Here is an 18,480-nt window from a genome sequence, read left to right as displayed (position 1 = left end):
GAATAGTAGTATGGCCGTAGCGAGCTATGACGGAATAAAGATCAATAACCTTTTTCATCAATACGTGGCAGGCAAGCCAATCCTTAAAGGTATCGACATCAATATCGACCAACCGGGTATCATTGCCATCATCGGCCCGTCAGGTACAGGTAAGAGTACCTTGCTTCGTTGTATTAACCGCCTTAACGATCCAACCAGTGGCGAGATTCTGTTTGAAGGCGAGGATCTGACAAAACTGAGTGGGCAGGCACTACGTAAGCAGCGTCGTCATATCGGTATGGTTTTTCAGGAGTACAACCTAGTTGAGCGTTTGACTGTGATTGAGAACGTCTTGTGTGGTCGTCTTGGTTACATGTCTTCTTGGAACGCATGGCGTCGTAACTACTCGAAAGAAGATCTCAAAAAAGCCTTCGAATTATTAGAGTTTGTTGGCTTGCAAGATTTCGCCAATCAGCGTGCAGATAGCTTGTCTGGTGGTCAGCGTCAGCGTGTTGGTATCGCCCGTGCCGTGATGCAAGACCCGTACATATTGCTGGCGGATGAGCCGACCTCCTCGCTTGACCCTAAAACCGCGGTAGAAATCATGGAACTAATGGAAACCTTCGCCCAGGAGAAGCAGATCCCTGTGTTGGTCAATATTCATGACGTTAACCTCGCTAAACGTTTTGCGAAACGTATTATCGGTATGTGCAATGGTAAAGTGCATTATGACGGCCGCCCTGAAGGCATCAGCGAAGATGACCTAAAAATTATCTATGGAGGTGAGTCATGGCTGGATTAAGCTCATCGACCAAAACAGCGGTAGAGGCGATTGAAAATCCGTTTAAGGCATCGTGGGCGAGCCGCTTGGGTGTCGTAGCTGTGATTGGCTATCTTTTTTATAGTATCTCGACGCTCAATTTAACCTGGGATCGATTTATGGTCGGCTTAGGGGAAAGTGAGCGTTTACTTAGTCGCATGTTTCCGCCTGATTTCTCACGCTCAAATCTGCTCTTGAGTGGTTTGGCTGAGAGTTTACAAATCGCGATTATTTCGAGCTTTTTCGGCATCGTTATCTCATTGTTTCTTGGTCTGCTTGCGGCGCGAAACATGATGCCAAATATTGTCTCAACACCAGTTCGTGGCTTTATTGCTCTGTGCCGCTCTTTCCACCCGGTCATCATCGCCATCTTGTTTGTTAAGGCCGTCGGTTTTGGTGCACTGGCGGGTATTTTAACTCTGGTTTTTGCTTCGATTGGTTTTATTGCCAAGCTGTTTGCTGAGGCGATTGAGGAGATCTCGTTTAAGCAAGTTGAAGCGATTCGAGCGACAGGCGCAAGTTTTATTAGTGTCATTCTGTTCGCGGTTATGCCACAGGTATTCACTCGCTTTATCGGTTTTGCCAGCTATCAGTTGGACTCAAACCTACGTAACTCGACCATGGTCGGTATTGTTGGCGCTGGTGGCTTAGGTGGCACGCTTTTCTCTGCATTCCAGCGTTTTGATTATGACTTTGTTGCTGCGATTCTTATCACTATTATCGCGCTAATCCTTGTTGGTGAGTTCTTATCTAATGTTGTAAGGAGAATCTTCTAATGACGACCGCTTCTATTGATAGAGAATGGCAACGTTTCACCTTTAGTGAGCGTATCGCAAGATTTGCTGCTTACCTCTGCTTTGTTTCTGCAATCGTATGGTCATGGCAGACGGTTGAAGTGATACCAGAATTCTTGTACGACGCGCCTGCTCAGTTTGCCGATATGTTTAGTCGTATGGTTCCGATGGACTACGGCTTCTATCCTGAAACGATTCATGATGCGATGGTTGAAACGCTGCATATCGCCACGTTAGGGACGCTATTTACGTTAGTTCTGGCGATTCCATTAGCCTTGCTTAATGCGCCAAATATCACCCCAAATAAGACGCTTAACTGGATTGCTCAGTTCTTCTTGGTTTCATCTCGCTCGGTGAACTCATTGGTTTGGGCATTGCTGTTTATTGCCCTGTTTGGTCCAGGTGTGCTGGCTGGAATCATGGCGATTGCGGTTCGTAGCGTAGGCTTTGTTGGTAAACTGTTGGCGGAAGCGATTGCAGAAGTCAACATGGGCACCATTGAAGCGCTGAAAGCAACCGGTGCGTCATGGGGAAGCATCTTGTTCAAAGGTTATTGGCCTCAGGTTATGCCAGCATTCTTCTCAATCGTACTGTTTCGTTGGGATATCAACGTCCGTGAATCGGCGGTTCTGGGATTGGTAGGTGCAGGTGGTATTGGCGTGGTGCTAAATGATGCGCAGAATCTGTTTGAATGGCAGAAAGTATCGATGATTCTGGTGAGCATTTTTGCGGTCGTTGTACTGGCTGAAGCGCTAGTTGTCCACGTACGTAAGAAACTGATTTAAACAACAACATCAAATGGCTAGGTGTTGTATTCAAAAGGCAGGGAATACCTGCCTTTTCTTTTAAGCTACAAATACTTCTCTATGGGCAGCAGTTGGAGAAAGTAAGACTCAAATCGCTGCCATCGCCCTGTCTCTGGCTCATGATCATAGATTTGAGAACCGGAAGACCACATCACGTCACCGTTTTGTAATTCTAATCTCCAGCTATTCTCCTGATCCATCGCCTGCAAAATGTTGTCAGCAAGGCGCTGTGCGACATCAAGGTCTTCTATCACCAGCAGTGACTCAGTATTTAGGTAAGTCGATCTAAGGTTAAAGTTAAACGAGCCAACCGTGGCAACACGATCGTCAAACACCGCAGATTTTGAGTGAAGGCCATAACCGATGGCAGGCGCACACTTGTTGGCATCTTTGGTTGAAATCTCACACACCTCGGCGTTGGGCTTCAATTCATACAGTTTAATGCCGTGTTCGAGCATATCTTCGCGTCGACCAGCGTAACCAGAATGGTTAGTGATCAGATCATTAGACGCCATAGAATTGGTTAAGGCTTTAATCTCGACACCACCACGAGTCAGTACTTGCATCGCTGCTAGCTGTTGGTCGTCAAAGATCAGGTATGCGGATTCGAGAACGATCTTCTGCTTAGATTGCTGGGCGAGTGCCGAGAGATATTGCGCCGTTGTTTTGGGTTGGTTAGTGTTACTGACGTCATCGGGAACTGGCTGATCAGCAATATAACTGGCTTCAACCCAATCCATACTGGCCATGATGTTGCCTAAGAAAGTGAGCGCGTTAGATTGCCCTTGTGGCAAAGCAGGGTAGTTTGTGTAGTGTGGTACGGCAATATCATCGATCAGACTAAGATCGGCGATTGCTTCATTATTGAGTAGATCCACTGGGTAAGACCAGCGACTGTTCCAATATTGATTGAAGCTGGTTTCAATGTCACCAACTACAGTACCCATTACCATCGCGTCACGATCACGGAAGTTGATATCGTTGGCAAGGTCGAAATATTCATCCCCAATGTTGCGACCACCAACAATAGATACAGCCCCATCGACGGTAAACGACTTGTTGTGCATGCGTCTATTCAAACGGGAAAAATCGCCCAGTACGTTGAGCCACTTTGTGACCCCTCGTCGCGTAGGGATGGGGTTAAAGACACGAATCTCGATATTGGGATGAGCGTTAAGCGCACTGAGAAGTGCTTCACGTTCGTTGAGGTTGATATCATCGAGCATCACCCTGACTCTAACACCACGGTTTGCTGCCGCGACAACTCGACTGGCGAGATACTTCCCAGAGCGATCCGAGTTCCAGATGTAGTATTGAATATCGATGCTGTGCTGTGCACTCTCGATAAGAGCAAGTCGTTGACTCAAGGCTTGCCAACCACTCTCTTGCAACGTCACTGCGCTGGTTTTCGTTGCTTGGTTAGTGGCATATGCTTCGCTTAACAGGGATAACTGACTGCTACTAGGTGTTGATGTCACTTGTGGTTGATGCTCTATCTGCTCTGGAAGAGTGCCACAACCGGCGAGCAACGTGGTGAGAACTAAGCTGGTGGTTATCCGCTTAAGGGGTAGCATTAATGATTCCTTGATAGGGTTGAGATATCTCTGATTATTAACGATAGTGTACTTGGCTGCTACTACAATACACGGTTAATGATGAGTTAAGCCCTAAGCCGTTGGAGCTTGTAGTGCCTAGACACCCAATCGCTACTTATTGGTGGTTGCATTAGAGATGAGTTCGCACTCAGCCTCACTCTGTTCTCTATTTTTTTCTACCGCTTCTCTCTCGTGCATCGCTTTGATGAGCTCTAAGTCAAGTTTAGCGAAGTAGATATCCTCTTCTGCTTTGCCTCGTAAGCGGAGTTTCTCTGTGAAGTCCATGGTGTGATACTCCTTGCTCTGATTTGATACTAAAAGTATAGCCAAGCACCAGCACCAGCATCAGCGACGTGAGTGGTTCACACTTTATTATTAACAAAGCAATCAATTAAGAGCTAATATTAATGAAGTGCTCGCGTGAGTAGTGGAGGTAAACATGAAGTTTCTTGTTCAATTCGATGAAGAAGGGATGTACCAGAACAACGCTTGGGATATTCCGGTACCGTATGTGAAAGGGGAAATTCGCGCGCTTAACCCGTTACTTGCTATGGTTCTTATCGAACGAAATCAGGCGCACCTGTATACCAATCTCAAAGACCAACGACTGACTATTTTGGACGAGAAACACTAACTAGATCTGGAGGCCAGCGGTGCTACCGTACTTTTAGTTCAAGCAACTGTTGAGCAAATTCGGCAAATCCAAAGCCACCAGGTTTCGTCATTACCCTTGAAGGTTTATGGCTTAGCTTATCCCAATAATGTTCTATATTCTTTACCCCGACCGTGAGTGGGAGCGTTTCAAACATCTGCTGATCGTTAAGTGAATCACCGACGTAGCAGCATGTACTTAAAATATCCAGTTCAGATAGCCCGTGTTTCTTTAAGAAGTGAAACGCAGTATTGCGCTTTGAATGCTCACCATACCAAGCGTTGATGTGGATTGAACTGGCTGTCGCGTGAGCGCCTAAACGATGAATTTTGGCGACGATCTCTTCTACAATCCGACTGTCTAGCGGTTGCCTATTCTGACCGATATCGATGGCCACTTCGCATAAACGGTAGGCTTGATCCAGCGTAAGGTTTACGTCGGGGTAGTCAACAAGGATCTGTTCCACCTGAGCTTTAAGTTCTGCTTGTCGTTGTCGCATGGTGCCAAGCGGTACTGAATTGGACAGAGAAACCCCTTTTCTGCCTTTTGCCAACGTAAATGCACCGTTTTCCCCCAAGACAGCATCGACAGGCCAAAGTTGTGCGATATGGTCACACCATCCAGCACAGGCGCCAGTCACTGCCACGACCTTGATTCCCTTTTGTTGAAGAGACTGGAGTGCAATGAGCGTTTCAGGTGGCAGTTTGCCTTGCCAGGTAAGCGTGTCGTCGACGTCTGTCAGTACCCATTCGACTGACTTCCATTCCGTTGAAAGAGCGTTATCCATTAAAGTTCTTATTTTAGTTGAGCAATCGCACCAGTGTATCGATTCTCAACCGCGAAATCAGTGAGGTAGACGGGGCTGACAAGAAAAAGTCGCTTAGGTTTTGATTAAGAGACTTTTTCAACTTGTTGGCGTACCTACTCGTTGGGCTGGTCGATGCTATCAGTACTTTGTTTTACTTTATTAACGAATGACTGTGTTGCCGGATCGCTAACTTCAGGATTCCATAGCAACCCAACTGACCATTCAGCATGTTCGCCAGAGAGCGGTATAAAGCGAATTTGCGGCTGGCTAATTCTGGCAACACTGGCTGGGATAATAGTGTAACCCAACCGAGCAGATACCAGAGCCAGTAAGGTGATGATATCGTCTGCTTCTTCAACTACTGCCGGTCTTTGCTGGGCTTCCCACAAGTAGGAGGTGATGTGTTTATTCATCGTTGGGTTTTTCCCTCGACTCAGCGCCAGATAGCTGTGATGGCTAAGAGAGGCCCATAAATTATCTTCGTCTATCAGCTCTTTCTCATGGATTGCAATCGCCAGCCGGTCAGAGAAGAGTGGGATTGCTGTTAACGGAGGCTCAACAGGAAGTCGGTCAAAACCTAGCTGCAAGTTCCCAAGCGTCATCTCTTCGACCAAAATGTGAGAAGGGTAGTCGTTTAGGCTGACATGCACATTAGGATGCACCTGCTTGAAGCGAGCGATGTAATTGGGGGCTTCGTGAAACGAGGAGATACCAAAGCCGATATTTAGATGCCCAGAAGTACCTTCTGCAACAAATGCCGATAATGTCTTAAACGACTCAAATCCTTTCAAAACCCGTTTTGCTTCGGGCAGCAAAATCTTACCCATCGGGCTTAATTCAGCCCCATGTCGACCGCGATCAAATAATACAACATTGAGCTGTTCTTCGAGACGCTTGACCTTCTTAGTCAGCGCAGACTGAGTGATATAAAGGTGTTCCGAGGCGACACGGAAATTCTTGTCCTCAGCGAGCTGGCAAAAAGTGCGAAGTAAATCTATATCCATTCCGATTTGGAATTAAAAGTTGAATTTCTTTCATTATAACTAATCGAATCGCTCTTTTATAGTCAATAGCGTGTAAGGGAACAAAGTTAGTCCGACATTTATAATTATCTGATTACTATCGAATTATAAAGGTGTGAACGACCAGAATAAGCGAGACAACTCAAATAATTGTCGGACTTCTTTTTTTAGCGACTAGGAATGACATTGATGAATGAAACTTTGATTCAATCGCTGGGATTTGTGGCATTAGGTTTCAACCTGATGGCGGCATCAACGGTTAATGATAATCATATGCGTGCGCTCATTTGTCTTTCATGTCTTACCTTCTCAGTACACTTCACCTTACTTGGCGCCGTTGTCGCAGGACTTAACCTGTTTGTGAATTCATTCCGCGCTCTCGTTTCTGTGAGATACAAGGGTATCAAAGTCTTTTTCGTGTTTCTGATTGCCCAGATTGCAATGAGTATCTACTTCTACTCTGAGCCGCGTGATTTGCTCCCGGCAGTTGCCTCGATGATCAGTTGTTACGCCCTATTCTGCGCGCAAGGTATGCGAATGCGAATTGCATTCCTTGTCTGCACCTTAATCTGGATGGTGAATGCGATTGTGGTTGGTTCATATGGTGGTCTCATCAATGACCTATTTAACTCCACCATGTTGTGCATCACGATATTCAGGTTAAACAAACAACAGAAATTAAGTATTCAAACCAATTAAATCCCTACTGGGGTCAATATTAAAACTAAGACTCTTATTACTAATAACACTAACTACAAGGGTCGCATCCATTAACGTGAAAGGAAACAATATGAACAAAACACTACTGGGCCTTGCCACTGCATCACTACTTGCTACCGGAGTTGCGAACGCGGCTGATTACAAGCTAACTGTACCTCACGTGACAACGACTGACGGATACAACCACCAATCTTTATTGGTATTCAAGAACTTCGTTGAGTCTCGTTCTAACGGTCAGATCCAAGTAGATATCTATCCATCGGGCCAGCTCTGTTCAAATGCTAAAGAGTGTATGGCTGGTGTACAGGCAGGCATGTTTGACTACTTCCAGACCACCATTCCTGAGCTAGGTAACTTCTGGCAACCAGTAGGCGCATTTGACCTGCCATACCTGCTACCAAACGACCGAGTCGCGGAATGTGTCTATGATAACGAGAAGTTTATCGGCGATGTTCGAGGTGAGCTGCTTAAAAAAGCGCCGAACGTTCGTTTGATGGCGGTTTCGAACTCAGGTGGTTGGCGTAACATTGCAACAACCAGCAAACAGGTTAAGAGCCCAGAAGACGTGAAAGGTCTTAAGTTGCGTACCGTTCCGGCAAAAGTTCAGCAAGAGCTTGTGAAAGAGCTTGGCGGCGCGCCAACACCGATCGCATGGCCTGAAGTATACACGGCGCTATCAACAGGTATGGTAGATGGTACTAAGAACGGTATCGTTGACATCGTGATGAATAAATTCCACGAGAGCTTACACTACATGATCTTGGATGGTCATGGCTATATGGGCGGAGCTTGGGTGTTCAACGACAATAAATTCAAGTCGTTCCCAGATGATCTGAAACAGGTAATTGTTGACGGTATTGCTGCTCAGAACCAGTACCTACGCTCTTACCCTAAACACAAAGAGTATTCAGCGTACGAAGAGTTTAAAAAAGCTGACGGTGTAGTCTACAACCCGACGGTTGCTGAGAAAGAGGCCTTTAAACTTGCGTCTGAACCAGTTAAGGCTTCATTCCTGGAGACAACCGGTGCTGATGGTAAGAAATGGCTAGAGCGTTTTGAAAGCGAAATTAAAACCTGTGAAGCACAAATTCAAGCTGAATACGATATCCAGTTTAACTAACCGAGATACATAAATAACAGGGCGCAGTCGCCTGATGTGCGCCCAAACCAATCGCCTTGGTGTTATGACTTAATGTTGAGTAACAAAAGCTCGTTAAACATCGCTTAGCAATACACTCCTCAACACAGTTAATCGTGATTTTACCAGTAATATGACTCACATCGCCGATGTGGTTGGTGTCCCTTTGTCTAAATTTTGGAAGCCGCATTAATGAAACTTGCCCAAACCTCTACCGGTTTTACTATTCGTCATAAAAACAGAACTGTATTTGAACACTCTGAAATGAGCCCGGCGCTATATCTGGGGATCGGTCAAGGTACCTTCGATATGTATCGTGGTAACTTTGATATCTCTGATTATGTCTCTGAGCGTTTAGCGCTTAAGAAGTTCTCGATTAAAGAAAAATCAGATCACATCGTGGTGACTTTTTTTGTCGATGGTGATGCGGCGTTAGAAGTGCGCCTGTTTGAAACAGAACAAACACGATTAAAAGCGGAATTTAACGCCCTTGAAGACAAATACAATCGCTTCTGGGTTCGGGTTGCTGCAACAGAGAATGAAGCCGTCTTTGGTTGTGGTGAGCAATTAAGCTACCTCAATCTGCGCGGAAAAAACTTCCCGCTATGGAGCTCAGAGCCAGGGGTAGGTCGAAACAAAAGTACTTACACTACCTGGCAAGCGGACGTGAAAGATAAGGCCGGTGGTGACTACTACACCACTAACTACCCGCAGCCAACTTTCGTCTCTGACAAGAAGTACTTCTGCCATCTACAAACAACGGCTTACGCTGATTTCGATTTCTCCCACGCTGAGTATCATGAACTTCAATGTTGGAATATCCCTGACTACCTACTGTTTGACGCCGAAGAGTCGTTCCCTGCACTAATGACCAACATCACTGATGTGTTTGGTCGTCAACCAGCTCTACCTGATTGGGTCTACAATGGTGTCATCCTTGGTATCCAGGGTGGGACAGACATTACGCTAGATAAGGTTGCAGCTGCCCGCGAAGCTGGGATTGAAGTGGCAGGTGCATGGTGCCAGGACTGGCAAGGCATCAAGATGACTTCATTTGGTAAACGTCTTCAGTGGGACTGGCAGTGGAATGCGGATCTTTACCCTGATCTGGATAGCAAGATCCACCAAATGAAGGAAGACGGTGTTCGCTTCTTGGGCTATATCAACCCATACGTTCTGGAAGACTTCCCACTGTATGAAGAAGCTGTCGAAAAGGGCTATTTGGCGACAAAAGAAGATGGTTCGAAGTACGTGGTCGATTTTGGTGAGTTCTATTGTGGTGTGGTCGACTTCACTAATCCTGAGGCGTGTGAATGGTACAAAGGTGTAATTCGAGCCAACATGATTGATTTCGGTCTTGATGGCTGGATGGGCGACTTTGGTGAGTACTTGCCAACAGACTGTTCACTTCACAACGGTGTTAGCGCGGAAATTGAACACAATAAATGGCCTTACCGCTGGGCCAAAGTGCAGCACGAAGCGATAGCAGAGGCAGGTAAGACTGACGATATTCTGTTCTTTATGCGTGCTGGCGCGACGGGTATGCAAGGCTACTGTCACGCACTTTGGGCTGGTGACCAGTCGGTAATTTGGGAAAAAGATGATGGTCTGGCGTCGGTGATCCCGGCAGCACTCTCTGCAGGCTTAATGGGTAACGGCATCAGTCATAGTGACATCGGTGGTTACACGACTCTGCACGGCAATAAACGTTCAAAAGAGTTGTTCCAGCGCTGGGCGGAAATGGCTGCATTTACGCCAATCATGCGTAGCCATGAAGGTAACCGTCCTGCCGATAACCATCAGTTTGATACCGATTCAGAGACAATGGCTCACCTTGCTCGTATGACTAAAATCTACAAGCACCTTAAGCCTTACATTAAAGCTGCGGTTGAAGAGAACGCTAATAAAGGTATGCCAGTTCAGCGTCCGCTGTTTATGCATTACGAGCAGGACTCACAAGCATACCAAATTCAATACCAGTACCTGTTTGGCCGTGACCTGATGGTAGCTCCGGTATACAACCAGGGTGAAACAGTGAAAGAACTTTATCTGCCTGAAGATGAGTGGGTACACGTATGGAGTGGTGAAACCTTTACTGGAGGCTGGATCAAGGTTAATGCACCAATCGGCCAACCTCCTGTGTTCTACCGCAAACAATCACAAGATGCATTGTTGTTAGCTGAAATTAAAAACATCTAGCTAAGTCGTTAGTACAACAAGAAGCCAATATTAAAACAGTAACTTAGTGCCTCCAGACATGGAGGTACTAGCCAAATTCGTTTGAACAAAATCTGGAACAATTATGTCTGATCTAATCCTAAATAATAAAGAGTCGTTTGTAATGGACTCTATTGAGGGAACACTCTACACCAGCACTCATGAAAACCTGACTTTCTTAGACTTCGACAACGACATCAAAGTGGTTGCCCGTAGTGACTGGAACAGAGATAAAGTTGCACTGATTTGTGGAGGGGGTTCAGGTCACGAGCCAGCTCACGCGGGGTTTGTTGGCAAAGGTATGCTTACAGCTGCGGTATGCGGTGACCTGTTTGCTGCACCAAGTGTTGATGCGGTGCTAAACGCCATTCTGCATGTAACAGGCGACAAAGGTTGTCTGGTGATCATCAAAAACTATACCGGTGACCGTCTGAACTTTGGTTTGGCTGTAGAAAAAGCCAAAGAGATGGGGCGCAAAGTCGATCTTATTGTGGTTGGTGATGATATCTCAATTCCGGGTAACCCACAGCCGCGCGGTATTGCTGGTACCTTGTTTGTACAGAAAGTGGCAGGCTATGTTGCACAGCAAGGTGCATCGTTAGAACAGGTTAAGCAAGCTGCGATTGATGCGCATGAAAAAACAGCTTCAATCGGTGTGGCGCTGACCAGTTGTTCATTGCCTGGAGAAAGCAATGATCGTATTGCTCAAGGCAAAGCAGAATTGGGTTTGGGTATTCACGGCGAAGCGGGCATTGAAACCATTGACCTTCCTAAAGCGAAACAGCTTGTTTCAACGATGGTTTCAAAGCTGGTATGTGCGAAACCTACGTCCGAGAACGCAATCTTGCTAAACAACTTAGGCGGACTTTCCCCAATTGAAATGAATATTGTGGCCAAAGAAGTGATGGAGTCTGAGCTTGGTCAGCAAGCCAAATATATTGTTAGTGGTGCTTTGATGACGGCCATTGATATGAAAGGCTTTTCGATTTCAACAATCCAGCTCAACGAAGAGATCAGCAAAGCGTTAACGGCTGAAGTGGAAACAGCCGCTTGGCCGGGGTGCGTGGCTCGCCGTGAAGTACCGGTCACGAAGTGCGAAAACCAAATTGCTAAGAATGATTTTATTCCATCTCATGACCAAGAGACTGCTCTGGTACTATCTAAGGTATGTCAGTCGATCATTAATATTGAAGCTGACCTCAATCACCTCGATTCGATTGTTGGTGATGGTGATACTGGCTCAACATTTGCTGCTGGTGCGCGTAAAGTACTGGCTCAGCTTGACGCTCAGCAGCTTCCTCTTCAAGACAAAGCAAAGCTTATGACGGCGATTGCGGACTGCCTGACGTCGGTGATGGGCGGCTCATCGGGTGTGCTGCTTTCAATCATGTTTACTGCAGCAGGTCGTGAATTTGAACTCAATGGTTCATTGCCGAAATCATTGCAAGCAGGTTTAGCCCAGATGATGGCTTACGGTGGCGCTAAACCAGGTGACCGCACAATGATTGATGCACTTCACCCTGCTTTAGAAGCATGGATTGAAGAAGGATTTGTTGCTGCCATTGCCGCAGCAAGGAAAGGTGCAGAGTCAACCGTAAGCATGACCAGTGCGAAAGCAGGTCGTTCTTCCTATCTCAACAGCTCAAGCTTATCAGGCACTAAAGACCCGGGTGCATTCGCAGTAGAAACCGTATTCAACCAGTTTTAACCCATTCAATGGATCGTTCATGTGGCGATCCAATTCAATAACGTGAAACAGAATTAGAATAAGGAATCCATTATGGACAATATCATTATCTCTCCAAGTAAATACGTTCAAGGTGAAGGCGCTCTAGACAACATTGGTAAATATGTCTCTGTGTTTGGCAAAAAGCCGCTAGCCATAGCCGATGATTTTGTGATGGGCTTGGTCCGAGATCGCGTGGAGACTAGTATTGTAGGTGAAGGTTTAGAAGCCAACTTCAATACCTTTGGCGGTGAGTGTTCTCGTGTGGAAATTGAGCGCTTGATCGAAGTGAGCGGTCAACAAGGTAATGACGTCATCATCGGTATCGGCGGTGGTAAAACACTCGATACAGCAAAAGCGGTCGCTTACTACACCAAAGTGCCAGTGGTTATCGTGCCTACAATTGCGTCGACAGACGCACCGACTTCAGCCCTGGCAGTCATTTACACCCCAGAAGGTGAGTTTAGTGAGTATCTACTATTTCCATCAAACCCGAATATGGTGATTATGGATACAGGTATCATCGCAGCTGCACCCGTACGTACGCTGGTGGCAGGTATGGGTGATGCACTATCGACTTACTTTGAAGCACGTGCGAATGGCTTATCAGGTAAAGCCACAATGGCGGGCGGAGCACCAACTCGTTCAGCTCAGGCACTGGCGAAACTCTGCTACGAAACACTAATTGAAGATGGCGTAAAAGCTAAAGCAGCAGTGGAAAACGGTGTATCGACTAAAGCGGTAGAAAACATCATTGAGGCGAACACTTATCTGTCTGGCATTGGCTTTGAAAGCTCTGGTCTGGCTGCGGCACACGCGATTCATAATGGTCTGACTAAACTCGAAGAGTGCCATCACTTACTGCATGGTGAAAAAGTGGCGTTTGGTACGCTGACTCAGCTTATTCTGGAGAACGCACCACATGCAGAAATTGAACAGGTGCTTACTTTCTGTCGCTCTGTTGGTTTGCCAACAAACCTGCATCAAATGGGTGTCAAAGAGCTCAATCATGAGAAACTGATGGAGGTTGCTCAAGCATCATGCGCAGAAGGAGAAACTATTCATAACATGCCTTTCCCTGTTAATGCACAGTCAGTGTACGCTGCGATTCTTACTGCACATAAGCTAGGGTTATAAGCGTAGAACATATCGATAGTAAAACGGCTCTCTAATGAGAGCCGTTTTTTTGTTTGAATATCTCTTTAATTGGTAGTTAAGCCGTTAGGTGGTGACCATCTCTGGTCAGTACACTTACTGGTCGAACCGTTCTGATGCTATGGCGTGCCAACCGGCTATCGCGACGTCTGTATTTCTCATTACAGCCATAAGACCCCCAAGTTCTTGCTCCGGACCAGCATAGTTGGTTTTCCTCTGGGGCAACACGCAGTATGAGTGGCACTCAAACTGCGTAAATAGTGGAGACAGCTTGGGTTTTGCAGCTAGGGTCTAGGGTAGCAGGGAGGAGTCTGTTGGAAAGCCATTTAACCTTAGTGATGAGAGAGTAAATCTGGCCGCCAGACAAAAAGGTGGGGCTGGAATAAAAAACGGTAGCTATTTGCTACCGCTTTAAAGTTAATGAGGTTAGTAAAATGTCTAAAAACTTACATTTTTAAATACTAGCATACAGCCAATAACTAGCAGGAAGCTATGTACGATTTTATGGTAGTCGATTTTGTATTTTTGTAAGTAGTGGTAGCCAATCATACCACCAGTTAAACCGACCGCGAAAGCAGGCAGTGCAGAAATGACATGAGAGACAACTTGCTCGGTAATTAGCCCTTCATTCCAGAAACTGATGTTGGCACCGATCATTTGCAGCATGAAAAAGAACGCTAACGTTGATTTGGTTTGATCGGCAGTCCAAGGCTGCATTGATGTGTAAGCAATCACCGGGGGACCAGACTCACCTACACTCGCACCAAGCACTCCTGACGTGAAACCCGCCCCGACCGTAATTGGAACAGAAGTCTTCTTAAACAATGGTTTAGTGGAGATCATCGAGTGTAGGCTCGACATGACCAGCACAATACCCATGGTTAAAAGGATGTACTGAGAGGGCATAGTTGCTAACAGTTTTGCTCCAACAAATGATGCTGGAATTGAGCCAGCAAATAAGATCAATCCTGTCTGACGTTGAATAGAGTGTCGCATTTTCCATACAACAGGTAGGGTAACTAACCAGCCAAAGATACCTGCAATAGGGACCGCTGTTTGAGCTCCTACAATAAGAGAAAGTAAGGGGACTGACACAAGCGCGGAACCAAATCCGGTCAGGCCTTGGGTGAATCCCGCTAAAGCGATGATCATCGAAATAAATATTATCGTGGTGTCCATATATCCTGTTTTTTGAGCTGAGTGAGAGTAAGGTCACTATAGAATTATTGAAATTAATTACCACTATTTGTGTCACATTTTGTTGTTTTGTGTCCATTTGGTTTCACTTTGTGACTGCCGTCTCAGATGCTTTTTACCCCTTTCGTATAATGATCTCTCTAATCATCGACCTTCTTTGTTGGTCAAAATGCCAATGCCTGGATCCCTTGAGCGAGCATTGGCATTTTGATTATTTCTTTTTTAATGAGGTTAGCTATGGAGAACTTCCAGGCAGAGAAACAGAGCTTGTTCGATTTAAGGGCGAGTCATCACACCGATGCGCAAGGTACCGAAGCATTCGATAAGGTTTATGGATTAGGCTATGAGGTGGGGCACGCCGATTGGTCTCCTTTTCCTCGCGTAAACAGATTGCGCCAAACCTTTCTGGACAGACCGTATGATATTGACGTTGAGCGCCTACGTTTAGTCACGGAGGCGTATCAAAACAATCAAGCGATGCCGCGGATATTGCAGTGCGCTTATGCGTTTGAAAATATCTTGCTTAACAGCACGCTCTATATCTATGACGAGGATTTAATCCTTGGGGAAATTGCTGCACCAGCGAAAGCGTCACCAATCTATCCAGAATTTTCTGTCGATTGGATTATCGACGAGATTCTGAACTCGCCTTTTGAAGAGCGCCCTAACGATCAGTTTTACATTCGCAACGAGCAAGACAGAGCTGAAATTCTGGAACTTTGTCAGTACTGGAAAGGAAAAACTGCCAACGAGTTTATTACTGCCCATCTTGATGATGACCAAAAGAAAGGGTCACACATGGGGGAAAAAGTGTTCCAGACCAACAATTACCATTTCGCGGGTATTGGTCATTTTTCTATGGACTTCAAAAAGCTGATGACACTTGGCTATAATGGAGTGTTGGAACAAGCTCGCAATGCGTTTTCTCAATTGTCTAAACAAGATCCTGACTTCAGTGAAAAACGGGATTACTACAAAGCGACCATCATTTCGCTGGAAGCGGCAGTCAAATATATCACCCGCTACGCCATACTCGCGGAAGATATGGCATTTAACGAATCAGATCAAAAGCGTAAGCAAGAGCTGCAAGCGATGTCTGTTAACTGTTTCCAGATTGCGGGTGGTGTGCCGCAAACATTCTGGCAGGCAGCTCAGCTGTTTAACTTTGCTGTCACTATGACTCAAATTGAAGGTAACGGTCATTCGATTTCCTATGGTCGTATGGACCAATGGTTGCTGCCGTTTTACACCAAGGATGTGACGGAAAACGCTGTGCCTAAAGAGTTCATTCTCGAAGTACTGGAAGTGCTGTACGTTAAAATGAACAACCCGACCAAACTCAAAGATAAAGGTACCGTAAAGGTACGCAATGGGCGTGGATTTGGTGGAGAAAGCCTGACGATTGGTGGTGTCGATCAACAAGGTAATGACGCGACTAATGACCTGACTATGCTGATGCTTGAAGCCTCGGCACACACTCGGATGATGAACCCTTGGGTATGTCTGCGAATGCATGAAAACACACCCTATGAACTGAAGATTAAAACCATCGAGTGTGTTCGTGCTGGCTATGGTCACCCGAAATTGTTCAACGATGGCCCGGCAATTAAAGCCATGCTAGGCAAAGGAATGACGCTGGAAGAAGCTCGTGATTATGCAGTGGTGGGCTGTGTAGAGCCTACTATTCCTGGCAAAGAGCATGGTTGGCTAGACGCTGGTTATGTGAATACCGCCAAGATGATGGAAATGGTAATTAATGGTGGTCGTATCCTTTCTGGGCCGAATGCTGGGATGCAGCTTGGTCCGGATACAGGCAGTCTCGAAACTTACCAGACCTTTGATGAAGTATTGGAAAGTGTCGATAAGCAGTTTGGCTATTGGTGTGATCAGCTGTGTAGCTGCCTCAATGTTACCGATAAAATGCACCGTCTTATTAAACCAACCCCCTATATTTCAGCTTTCTTTGAAGGATGTATTGAGTCAGGGAAAGACATGACCTTCGGTGGTGTCAAATACAATGGCACAGCTCCACAGGCAGCGGGCATCGCGACTTGTGCAGACTCGCTTGCAACGATTAAGAAGCTGGTATTCGACGATCAGAAGTATACGGGCAAACAGTTACTTGATGCCGTCAAAGATAACTGGGACGGACATGAGAAACTGTATGCCTTAGTTAACAGCGCTAAGATTCCCCATTACGGCAATGATATCGATGAAGCTGACGAGCTGTTTTCGTTCATGTTTGAGTGCTATTGCCGCCATATTAAAGGACGTCAAAATCCACGTGGGGGTAAGTTTAGCCCCGGTGTTTACACTGTTAATGCAAATGTAGGTATGGGCTTGTATACCAATGCATCTCTCGACGGACGAAAGAATGGAGAGCCAATTTCAGACAACATGGGACCTGTCCATACCGCGGGTGGTTCACATGACATCAATGGTCCAACAGCCGTCATCAACTCAGTCACAAAAGTCGATCATAGTCTGGCGACCAACGGTACTCTGCTCAACCTGCGTTTCCCTGAAGACGCAGTGTCAGGTGTAGAGGGTCGTGACATATTAGTCAGTTTTGTCGATGAATACATCAATAAGCAAGGTATGCACGTCCAGTTTAATATCATGAGCTCAGAGAAGATGCGTGCGGCGCAAAACAACCCTGAACTCTATAAAGATATGTTGGTTCGAGTAGCCGGCTATAGTGCTTACTTTGTTGAACTGGGTAAGCCATTGCAGGATGACTTGATTCAACGCACCGAACTAAGGTTCTAACTAAACCAAGATGATACCCAAGACTTCATCGCTGATCCTATCGCTTCGGAGCTTGGGTATTGGTCTTTCTAACAAGGGATGAGGTTTACGTGTCAGACCTAGCAACTGTTCTAAATGTGCAGCGATTCACTCTCCATGACGGACCGGGTATTCGTACGGAGATTTTTCTTAAAGGGTGTCCACTTCGCTGTGACTGGTGTGGTAATCCAGAGAGCTTTAAGCGCCGGGTAGAGGTCGGGGTGTACAACAACCAATGTATCTCTACTGATCATTGTGGCTCGTGCTCAGATGTGTGTCCCGATAATACTATGCTGCTCTATTCTGACGCAAAGTTGGCAGAGATTAATAGCCACCAGTGCACGGGCTGCCTCAACTGTGTGGAGGAGTGCCCATCGGAAGCGATCAAGCAGTGGGGGCAGTCGATGACAGTCGATGAATGTATGGAGCTAATCCTGAAGGATAAGGGCTTCTATCAACGTTCGGGAGGTGGGGTTACCGTTTCTGGCGGAGAGCCGCTGCTACAAAGTAGTTTTGTTCTTGAGCTGTTTAAAGCATGCAAAAAAGAAGGCATTCACACCTGTCTGGAATCGAGTTTTTATGCCAACTGGAATCGCATCGAAAAGTTGATGCCATATACGGATCTGTTCATTTCCGATATCAAACTGATGGACAGCAATGCGCACAAAACTTATACCGGTGTCGACAACCGCAAGATTCTACGTAACCTGACAGCGCTTGCGGAGGCTGGCCATGATCTAATCTTAAGAATCCCGGTTATTCCAACGGTTAACGATAGTGATGAGAACATCAAAGCCAGTGCTGACTTTATCGAATCGCAACTACAAGGGCGGATTAAAGTACTGCAACTATTGAGCTTTATGCGTTTAGGTGAAGAGAAGTACCAGTCTCTCGGGCTTGATTACAAAATGAACGATCTTAAGTTTGAGCGACACGCATTTCAGCAACGAGTCAGTCAAATCGCCGACTACTTTAATCAACGCGGAATATACTGCTGCGTAGGAACAAAACAACAACAAGCAGCTTAAAGTCGCGTCAGTAATTAAGAAGAAACATATAAGGGG

General features: G+C 46.1%; 16 protein-coding genes. 11 read left to right on the top strand and 5 right to left on the bottom strand.

Annotated features, from left to right (window positions below; genetic code table 11):
• The first annotated feature begins 10 nt into the window (after positions 1-10).
• Genes phnC through phnE (ACQEXT_RS09475) form a run of 3 tightly spaced genes read left to right on the top strand, consistent with a single transcriptional unit; the run spans position 11 to position 2,378 of the window.
• On the top strand, positions 11-781 hold the full coding sequence (gene phnC, locus ACQEXT_RS09485; protein WP_138971266.1) for a phosphonate ABC transporter ATP-binding protein: 771 nt from the start codon (positions 11-13) through the stop codon (positions 779-781).
• Positions 769-1,575, top strand: coding sequence for a phosphonate ABC transporter, permease protein PhnE (gene phnE, locus ACQEXT_RS09480; protein ID WP_426951775.1), 807 nt, complete (start codon positions 769-771; stop codon positions 1,573-1,575). The genes phnC and phnE (ACQEXT_RS09480) overlap by 13 nt, the downstream gene beginning before the upstream one ends.
• Positions 1,575-2,378: a phosphonate ABC transporter, permease protein PhnE gene (gene phnE, locus ACQEXT_RS09475; protein ID WP_138971264.1), complete on the top strand. Its 804-nt coding sequence runs from the start codon at positions 1,575-1,577 to the stop codon at positions 2,376-2,378. Before phnE (ACQEXT_RS09480) ends, phnE (ACQEXT_RS09475) begins: the two co-directional genes overlap by 1 nt.
• Positions 2,379-2,443: 65 nt before the next feature.
• Here phnE (ACQEXT_RS09475) and ACQEXT_RS09470 read toward each other — a convergent pair whose 3' ends face one another.
• The gene (locus ACQEXT_RS09470) at positions 2,444-3,973 is read right to left on the bottom strand and encodes a phospholipase D family protein (RefSeq protein WP_426951774.1); all 1,530 of its coding nucleotides are present in this window, start codon (positions 3,971-3,973) and stop codon (positions 2,444-2,446) included.
• Between the two features lie 132 nt (positions 3,974-4,105).
• Positions 4,106-4,279, bottom strand: a complete 174-nt coding sequence (locus tag ACQEXT_RS09465; protein WP_171052174.1) for a hypothetical protein — start codon at positions 4,277-4,279, stop codon at positions 4,106-4,108.
• A 154-nt stretch (positions 4,280-4,433) separates the two neighbouring features.
• Here ACQEXT_RS09465 and ACQEXT_RS09460 point away from each other — a divergent pair, with 154 nt between their 5' ends.
• Positions 4,434-4,628 (top strand): hypothetical protein, encoded by a 195-nt coding sequence (locus ACQEXT_RS09460; RefSeq protein WP_426951773.1) that lies wholly within the window; start codon positions 4,434-4,436, stop codon positions 4,626-4,628.
• 22 nt (positions 4,629-4,650) lie between these two features.
• Here ACQEXT_RS09460 and ACQEXT_RS09455 read toward each other — a convergent pair whose 3' ends face one another.
• Positions 4,651-5,433, bottom strand: a complete 783-nt coding sequence (locus tag ACQEXT_RS09455) for an HAD-IIB family hydrolase (protein ID WP_426951772.1) — start codon at positions 5,431-5,433, stop codon at positions 4,651-4,653.
• A gap of 134 nt (positions 5,434-5,567) precedes the next feature.
• On the bottom strand, positions 5,568-6,458 hold the full coding sequence (locus tag ACQEXT_RS09450) for a LysR family transcriptional regulator (protein WP_426951770.1): 891 nt from the start codon (positions 6,456-6,458) through the stop codon (positions 5,568-5,570).
• Positions 6,459-6,665: 207 nt separating this feature from the next.
• Between ACQEXT_RS09450 and ACQEXT_RS09445 the strand changes: the two genes are divergently transcribed.
• The 5 genes from ACQEXT_RS09445 to ACQEXT_RS09425 all read left to right on the top strand — a co-directional run bounded on the left by ACQEXT_RS09445 (position 6,666) and on the right by ACQEXT_RS09425 (position 13,414).
• Positions 6,666-7,175, top strand: coding sequence for a YgjV family protein (locus tag ACQEXT_RS09445; protein WP_426951769.1), 510 nt, complete (start codon positions 6,666-6,668; stop codon positions 7,173-7,175).
• 91 nt (positions 7,176-7,266) lie between these two features.
• Entirely contained in the window at positions 7,267-8,316 is a 1,050-nt protein-coding gene (gene dctP, locus ACQEXT_RS09440; protein ID WP_426951767.1) for a TRAP transporter substrate-binding protein DctP, read from the top strand.
• A 210-nt stretch (positions 8,317-8,526) separates the two neighbouring features.
• Complete coding sequence (locus ACQEXT_RS09435) at positions 8,527-10,533, top strand: alpha-glucosidase (RefSeq protein WP_426951765.1); 2,007 nt, start codon at positions 8,527-8,529, stop codon at positions 10,531-10,533.
• A 103-nt stretch (positions 10,534-10,636) separates the two neighbouring features.
• Positions 10,637-12,259 carry a dihydroxyacetone kinase subunit DhaK gene (locus tag ACQEXT_RS09430; RefSeq protein WP_426951763.1) on the top strand — a complete coding sequence of 541 codons (1,623 nt, stop codon included), beginning with the start codon at positions 10,637-10,639 and terminating at the stop codon, positions 12,257-12,259.
• Between the two features lie 72 nt (positions 12,260-12,331).
• On the top strand, positions 12,332-13,414 hold the full coding sequence (locus ACQEXT_RS09425; RefSeq protein WP_426951761.1) for a glycerol dehydrogenase: 1,083 nt from the start codon (positions 12,332-12,334) through the stop codon (positions 13,412-13,414).
• 456 nt (positions 13,415-13,870) lie between these two features.
• Here ACQEXT_RS09425 and ACQEXT_RS09420 read toward each other — a convergent pair whose 3' ends face one another.
• Positions 13,871-14,611: a sulfite exporter TauE/SafE family protein gene (locus ACQEXT_RS09420; RefSeq protein WP_006880279.1), complete on the bottom strand. Its 741-nt coding sequence runs from the start codon at positions 14,609-14,611 to the stop codon at positions 13,871-13,873.
• A 255-nt stretch (positions 14,612-14,866) separates the two neighbouring features.
• Here ACQEXT_RS09420 and hpfG point away from each other — a divergent pair, with 255 nt between their 5' ends.
• The gene (gene hpfG, locus ACQEXT_RS09415; protein ID WP_426951759.1) at positions 14,867-17,398 is read left to right on the top strand and encodes a (2S)-3-sulfopropanediol dehydratase; all 2,532 of its coding nucleotides are present in this window, start codon (positions 14,867-14,869) and stop codon (positions 17,396-17,398) included.
• Between the two features lie 89 nt (positions 17,399-17,487).
• The gene (gene hpfH / locus ACQEXT_RS09410) at positions 17,488-18,444 is read left to right on the top strand and encodes a (2S)-3-sulfopropanediol dehydratase activating enzyme (RefSeq protein WP_426951757.1); all 957 of its coding nucleotides are present in this window, start codon (positions 17,488-17,490) and stop codon (positions 18,442-18,444) included.
• The last annotated feature ends 36 nt before the right edge of the window (positions 18,445-18,480 follow it).

It is taken from the genome of Vibrio sp. TRT 29B02 (assembly GCF_050113655.1).
Classification (GTDB): Bacteria; Pseudomonadota; Gammaproteobacteria; order Enterobacterales; family Vibrionaceae; genus Vibrio.
Note: the sequence above shows the minus strand (reverse complement) of the source record. Positions and strands in the feature narration are given on the sequence as shown.

What these genes read in the sequence shown, in the direction of transcription:
- hpfG (WP_426951759.1), top strand. Translation starts at nt 14,867, where the DNA reads ATGGAGAACTTCCAGGCAGAGAAACAGAGCTTGTTCGATTTAAGGGCG.
- ACQEXT_RS09465 (WP_171052174.1), bottom strand. Translation starts at nt 4,279, where the DNA reads ATGGACTTCACAGAGAAACTCCGCTTACGAGGCAAAGCAGAAGAGGAT.
- ACQEXT_RS09420 (WP_006880279.1), bottom strand. Translation starts at nt 14,611, where the DNA reads ATGGACACCACGATAATATTTATTTCGATGATCATCGCTTTAGCGGGA.
- ACQEXT_RS09460 (WP_426951773.1), top strand. Translation starts at nt 4,434, where the DNA reads ATGAAGTTTCTTGTTCAATTCGATGAAGAAGGGATGTACCAGAACAAC.
- ACQEXT_RS09425 (WP_426951761.1), top strand. Translation starts at nt 12,332, where the DNA reads ATGGACAATATCATTATCTCTCCAAGTAAATACGTTCAAGGTGAAGGC.
- phnE (WP_138971264.1), top strand. Translation starts at nt 1,575, where the DNA reads ATGACGACCGCTTCTATTGATAGAGAATGGCAACGTTTCACCTTTAGT.
- ACQEXT_RS09445 (WP_426951769.1), top strand. Translation starts at nt 6,666, where the DNA reads ATGAATGAAACTTTGATTCAATCGCTGGGATTTGTGGCATTAGGTTTC.
- phnE (WP_426951775.1), top strand. Translation starts at nt 769, where the DNA reads ATGGCTGGATTAAGCTCATCGACCAAAACAGCGGTAGAGGCGATTGAA.
- ACQEXT_RS09435 (WP_426951765.1), top strand. Translation starts at nt 8,527, where the DNA reads ATGAAACTTGCCCAAACCTCTACCGGTTTTACTATTCGTCATAAAAAC.
- phnC (WP_138971266.1), top strand. Translation starts at nt 11, where the DNA reads ATGGCCGTAGCGAGCTATGACGGAATAAAGATCAATAACCTTTTTCAT.
- ACQEXT_RS09430 (WP_426951763.1), top strand. Translation starts at nt 10,637, where the DNA reads ATGTCTGATCTAATCCTAAATAATAAAGAGTCGTTTGTAATGGACTCT.
- ACQEXT_RS09450 (WP_426951770.1), bottom strand. Translation starts at nt 6,458, where the DNA reads ATGGATATAGATTTACTTCGCACTTTTTGCCAGCTCGCTGAGGACAAG.
- dctP (WP_426951767.1), top strand. Translation starts at nt 7,267, where the DNA reads ATGAACAAAACACTACTGGGCCTTGCCACTGCATCACTACTTGCTACC.
- ACQEXT_RS09455 (WP_426951772.1), bottom strand. Translation starts at nt 5,433, where the DNA reads ATGGATAACGCTCTTTCAACGGAATGGAAGTCAGTCGAATGGGTACTG.
- ACQEXT_RS09470 (WP_426951774.1), bottom strand. Translation starts at nt 3,973, where the DNA reads ATGCTACCCCTTAAGCGGATAACCACCAGCTTAGTTCTCACCACGTTG.